The organism is Pseudomonadota bacterium (genome assembly GCA_016927275.1).
GTDB lineage: Bacteria > UBA10199 > UBA10199 > 2-02-FULL-44-16 > JAAZCA01 > JAFGMW01.
This window is the reverse complement of the sequence record JAFGMW010000099.1, coordinates 1-5204: the sequence shown is the minus strand read 5'-3', so window position 1 is coordinate 5204 and position 5204 is coordinate 1. Positions and strand designations below refer to the sequence as shown.

Genomic DNA, 5204 nt, shown 5'->3' with positions numbered 1-5204 from the left:
CGATCACCCGCGTCCCCCCATGATGGACGCTTATCGGCCGACGGAGAGGAAAGTTGCGCAAAAAAGGGCCCTGCGGTCACCCGCAGGACCCCCCGAGTCCCGTAGTTCCCGTTCCCGCCGTCCGCTATATCTCCTCGACCTCGCCCTCGTGGCCGAAGGCGTCCTTGCGGGAGAGCCTGATCTTGCCGCTCTCAGGGTCGATCTCCAGCACCTTGACCACCACCTCGTCGCCCATCTTGAGCACGTCGGAGACCTGCTTGATGCGGTTCTTCTCTATCTGCGAGATGTGGAGCAGGCCGTCGACCTTCGGGAATATCTCCACGAAGGCGCCGAAGTCGGCTATGCGCACCACCTTGCCCCGATAGTACTTGCCCACCTCCGGCATGGCGGTGCAGCGCTTGACCAGCTTGATCGCCATGTCCCCCGAGGCCTGGTCGATCGCGCCGATCACCACCGTGCCGTCGTCGTTGATGTCGATGGTGGCGCCGGTCTCCTCGATGATCTTGCGGACGTTCTTGCCGCCCGGGCCTATCAGGTCGCCGATGCGGTCGATCGGTATCTTGATGACCGTGAGCTTCGGCGCATAGGGAGAGAGCTCCTTGCGGGGCTTGGCGATCGCCCTCTCCATGGTGTCGAGTATGGACAGCCTCGCGTCGCGCGCCTGGCGCAGCGCCTTCTGGAATATCTCCCGCGTGATCCCGCCGATCTTGATGTCCATCTGCAGCGCGGTGACTCCCTCCCTGGTGCCGCAGACCTTGAAGTCCATGTCGCCGAGGTGGTCCTCGTCGCCGAGTATGTCGGTGAGGACCGCGGTCTGCGAGTCCTCCTTTATGAGCCCCATCGCGACCCCCGCCACCGGCGCCCTGATGGGGACGCCCGCGTCCATGAGGGCGAGCACCGAGCCGCACACGGTCGCCATCGAGGAGCTGCCGTTGGACTCGAGTATCTCGGAGACGACCCTTATCGTGTAGGGGAACTCCTCCTCGCCGGGCAGCACGCGCCTGATGGCCCTCTCGGCCAGCGTGCCGTGGCCGATCTCGCGGCGGCTCGGCCCCCTGAGGAACTTGACCTCGCCCACGCAGAACGGCGGGAAGTTGTAGTGCAGCAGGAATTTCTCGTAGTACTCGGCGGTTATGTTCTCTATGAGCTGCTGGTCCTCCTTGGTGCCGAGTGTCACCGTGGCCAGCGCCTGAGTCTCGCCGCGGGTGAACAGGGCGGACCCGTGGGTGCGGGGAAGGAACGAGACGTCGCAGGCGATCGGCCTGACGTCGGTCAGCCCCCTGCCGTCTATCCTCCTGCCGTCTGCGAGGATCATGCTGCGGACGAAATCCTTCTTCAGGTCGGAGAAGATCTCCTTGACCTGACCGGAGAGCCCGGTCTCGTCGTCCTCGGGCACCAGCTTCTCGACGAGATCCTTCTTGAGCTCGTCGAGCGCCGCGTAGCGCTCCATCTTGGTGGGGATGGTGACCGCCCGCGCGAGCCTGTCGCCGGTCTCGGCCTCGACCCTCTTTTTGAGCTCCGAGGTGTCCTCCAGCGCCGGGTCGGCCCACTTCTCCCTGCCCGCCTGCTTCTGCAGATCCAGCTGCGCGTCGATGGCCGGCTGCATCTGACTGTGCGCGAACATGAGCGCCTCCACCATGTCGTCCTCGGAGACCATCCCGGCGCCGCCCTCGACCATGACTATCGCGTCGCGCGTGCCGGCGACGATCACGTCGATGTCGCTCCTGCCGCGCTCGGCCTCCCTCGGATTGCACACGAACCTGCCGTCCACGCGTCCCACCCTGACGCACGCCACCGGGCCCTTGAACGGGTACGGCGAGAGGGTCAGCGCGGCCGACGCGCCGATCACGCCGAGCGTGTCCGGGTCGTGGTCGTTGTCGGACGACAGCACGGTGGCGATCACCTGCGTCTCGTTGAAGAACCCCTTCGGGAAGAGCGGCCTTATCGGCCTGTCTATCAGACGGCTGGTGAGGGTCTCCCTGGCGGTCGGCCTCCCCTCGCGCTTGAAGAACCCGCCGGGGATCTTTCCTGCGGCGAAGGTCTTCTCTATGTAGTCCACCGACAGCGGAAGAAAATCTTTCCTGTCGGAGGCCTCCGGCCTCGCCTGCGCCGTCACCAGGACGACGGAATCGCCGTAGCGGACCACCACGGAGCCGCCGGCCTGCTTGGCTATCCGGCCGGTCTCGATGATCATCTCCCGTCCGCCTACCTCCGCTTTGCTCTTCTTAGGCATTTCTCTCTCCTTGGGCGCGATGGTCGCCCGGCGCGTGCCGAAATGGCCCGCCGTGCGTGCTCCGCCTTTCATCGTTGAAACTGCGGCTGCCGTCTGTGCCTGACAGGGGGACGAAGGAAGGGCTCCACTGATAACTTGCGAAAACGCCCGCCATCGGGGCGAGCGTTTATGGAAATTATCAGCGCACTCTCCTTCGGCCGCGGGACCGGGCTACTTCCTTATGCCCAGCTCCTTTATCAGCGCCTTGTAGCCGTCCTCATCGGTCTTCTTGAGGTAGCTCAGCAGCTTGCGCCTTCGGCCGACCATCTTGAGCAGGCCGCGGCGGCTTGAATGATCCTTTGCGTGCGTGTCGAAGTGACCGGCGAGGCCCTTTATCCTCTCGGACAAAAGCGCCACCTGCACCTCGGGCGATCCGGTGTCCGCATCGCCGGTGCGAAACTTGCTTATGATCTCCTGCTTCTTCTCTCTCTCGATCGTCATAGTGGGCGCGATGCTTATATCATAAAGGGTTAACTGTAAAGCATTTTTTCAGGGCCACCCCATCAGAGAGCCACCGGGACGATATGGTCCCTCAAGGCGTTCGGTTCCGCCTTCAGGGCCTCAAGGGTCACCGCCATATCTATTATATAGGGGCCGCTGGCAAGCCTCCTGATCCCCTTTGCATGGCCGCCGCAGCCCAGGGCTGCGCCCAGGTCCCTGCAGAGGGCGCGCACAAAGGTCCCCGGCCCGCACGCCATCCTGAGCCTTGGCTCCGGCATGCACCCTCCGACGAGTTCGAGCGACCTGATCTCAGCCGGCCTGGGGTCCAGCGGCAGGGCCCTGCCCTCCCTGGCCATCCGGTAGGACCTGACCCCCGCCCTCTTCACCGCCGAGTAGGCCGGCGGCACCTGCATGGTCCGCCCCACGAAACGGGGCAGGAGCCCCACGAGCCCGGACATGATCTCGGCCGGCACCGGGGCCTCAGCGATCGTCCGGCCTGTGTCGTCGTCGGTGTCGGTGGAGCGGCCCAGCGAGAGCGTGAACTCGTAGACCTTTTCGCCTCCCGCGAGCTTCGATGCGTGCATCGTTGCCTCGTTGATCACCAGGGGCAGCACGCCGCTGGCCGCGGGATCGAGGGTGCCGAGGTGGCCGACCTTCCGCGCCCGCGCCAGCCTCTTCACGATCGCCACGACGTCGTGCGAGGTGAAGCCGGGCCCCTTGTCGATCACGAGCACGCCCGACAGATTATCCGGGTCACGAGTCACGAGTCACCGGTCACGGAATTCAGCGCCTTCCCAACCGCCTCGAGCATCATCCTCTTGGCCTCGTCCATGGAGGCACGGATGCGGACGCCCGCGGCCCGCGCATGCCCGCCGCCGCCCATCTCACGCGCCAGCTCCGCTACGTCGACGCGGTCCTTGGACCGAAGGCTCACCTTCACGCAGCGCGGTTCGAGCTCCCTGAAGAGGGCTGCGACCTCCACGCCGCTTATCGAGCGCGGGTACGTGGAGAACTCGTCCGAGTACTCTATGCCGGCGCCGGTCTCGGCCAGCATCCTGGAGGTCACGTCCATCGTTGCATATCGCCCTGCGAGCTCGACCCTGAGAGTCGCCAGCGAGCGGGCAAGCAGCCTGATGCGCGATTCGGGGTACGACTCCTCCAGATTCTTTGCCACCTCCCACGGGGACGCACCCCGCTCCACGAGCCTGGAGGCGAGCCCGAGCACGCGCGCGTCGGTCGACGAATACCTGAAGAAGCCGGTGTCGACCACGAGCGTGGTGTATATGCACTTCGCCAGCTCCGGCCCCACGGGGAGCCCAGCCGCCTCGACGAGCCTCAAGACCACCTCGCCGGTGGATGCGGCCCCGTCGTCCAGGAGCACGTGGTCCGCCTCGACGCCCTGGAGCTTGTGGTGGTCGATGCACGCCACATCCCCGAGCGCCCCGCTCGAGGCGAACTCGTCCGAGACCCTCTTGCGCTGCGCGCAGTCCACCATGATGGACATGTCGAAGGCGGCGCCGGCCGGGATCTTGCAGACGAGCCGGTCGGAGCCGGGTAGAAACGCGAGGTTCCCGGGCAGGGGGTCGCGGTTGTACAGGACCGCCTGCTTGCCCATCATCTCGAGCGCCCGACCCAGCGCGATGGTCGACCCGATGGCGTCGCCGTCCGGGCTGTAGTGCGAGGCGACGAGGAAGAGCTTCCCCCGCTTCAGCCTCTCGATGAACGCACCGTAGTCATTCATCGCGTCCCTCCCCCCTCTCGCCGGCCATGAGCCTGTCGATCCTCTCCCCGAGGTCCACCGACTCGTCGTAGTAGAACTCCACCTCGGGCGTGAACTTGAGCGACATCTCGTCGCCGATGCGCTTCCTGATGAAGCCCGCGACGCTTTTGAAACCCCTGGCCATCGTGGCGCGCCGCTGCTCGGTCGAGGGGCTCAGGTGGTAGTAGACCCTGGCGATGCGCAGATCCCGGGTCATGCGCACGCGCGTGATCTGCGCGCCCCTGACCCTCGGGTCGGAGACCTCCATGATCAGCGCCTCCGAAACAAGCTTCCTGATCGCGTCCGCAACCCTCTCCGCCCTGTCGAATTGAGCGCCCTGCCTCATATGTTGATGAGCTCCGTGTGCTGGTCGATTATCTGCGCCACGCCGAGTCCCTCGATGAAATCCTGCATCTTCGCGATCAGCCCCTCGATGACGCGCCTGTCGTTGCCCACCGCGGCGAAGCCGAGCTCGGCGCGCTGCCAGAGGTCGCCGTGACCCACCTCGGCGACCGGGATGCGAAACTCGCTGCGCGTGCGGTCCTTGATCCTGCGCAGGGCCCGCCTCTTCTCCTTCAGGGAGCGGCAACCGGGGATCATGAGATCGAGCTTGCAGATTCCGACTACCATACCGTGACTCGTGACTCGTGACTCGTAACTCGTAAGTCGTGACTGGTGAACGGCGACCCGCAAACCCGTGTCATCACGCCAGTCACGAGTCACGAGTCACGG

General features: G+C 65.4%; 6 protein-coding genes. All 6 read right to left on the bottom strand.

Going from position 1 to position 5204, the window contains the following annotated elements:
- Positions 1-124: 124 nt before the first annotated feature.
- The 6 genes from pnp to JXA24_07125 all read right to left on the bottom strand — a co-directional run bounded on the left by pnp (position 125) and on the right by JXA24_07125 (position 5102).
- Positions 125-2233, bottom strand: a complete 2109-nt coding sequence (gene pnp / locus JXA24_07150) for a polyribonucleotide nucleotidyltransferase (GenBank protein MBN1283528.1) — start codon at positions 2231-2233, stop codon at positions 125-127.
- A gap of 210 nt (positions 2234-2443) precedes the next feature.
- On the bottom strand, positions 2444-2713 hold the full coding sequence (gene rpsO / locus JXA24_07145; GenBank protein MBN1283527.1) for a 30S ribosomal protein S15: 270 nt from the start codon (positions 2711-2713) through the stop codon (positions 2444-2446).
- Between the two features lie 62 nt (positions 2714-2775).
- On the bottom strand, positions 2776-3477 hold the full coding sequence (gene truB / locus JXA24_07140; GenBank protein MBN1283526.1) for a tRNA pseudouridine(55) synthase TruB: 702 nt from the start codon (positions 3475-3477) through the stop codon (positions 2776-2778).
- Positions 3474-4454: a DHH family phosphoesterase gene (locus tag JXA24_07135; GenBank protein MBN1283525.1), complete on the bottom strand. Its 981-nt coding sequence runs from the start codon at positions 4452-4454 to the stop codon at positions 3474-3476. The genes truB and JXA24_07135 overlap by 4 nt, the downstream gene beginning before the upstream one ends.
- Entirely contained in the window at positions 4447-4818 is a 372-nt protein-coding gene (rbfA, locus tag JXA24_07130; GenBank protein ID MBN1283524.1) for a 30S ribosome-binding factor RbfA, read from the bottom strand. The genes JXA24_07135 and rbfA overlap by 8 nt, the downstream gene beginning before the upstream one ends.
- Complete coding sequence (locus tag JXA24_07125) at positions 4815-5102, bottom strand: DUF503 domain-containing protein (GenBank protein MBN1283523.1); 288 nt, start codon at positions 5100-5102, stop codon at positions 4815-4817. Before JXA24_07125 ends, rbfA begins: the two co-directional genes overlap by 4 nt.
- Positions 5103-5204: the final 102 nt, after the last annotated feature.

Bases quoted from the DNA above. Each gene is read 5' to 3' on its own strand.
- pnp (MBN1283528.1), bottom strand. From the start codon at position 2,233: ATGCCTAAGAAGAGCAAAGCGGAGGTAGGCGGACGGGAGATGATCATC.
- rpsO (MBN1283527.1), bottom strand. From the start codon at position 2,713: ATGACGATCGAGAGAGAGAAGAAGCAGGAGATCATAAGCAAGTTTCGC.
- JXA24_07135 (MBN1283525.1), bottom strand. From the start codon at position 4,454: ATGAATGACTACGGTGCGTTCATCGAGAGGCTGAAGCGGGGGAAGCTC.
- rbfA (MBN1283524.1), bottom strand. From the start codon at position 4,818: ATGAGGCAGGGCGCTCAATTCGACAGGGCGGAGAGGGTTGCGGACGCG.
- JXA24_07125 (MBN1283523.1), bottom strand. From the start codon at position 5,102: ATGGTAGTCGGAATCTGCAAGCTCGATCTCATGATCCCCGGTTGCCGC.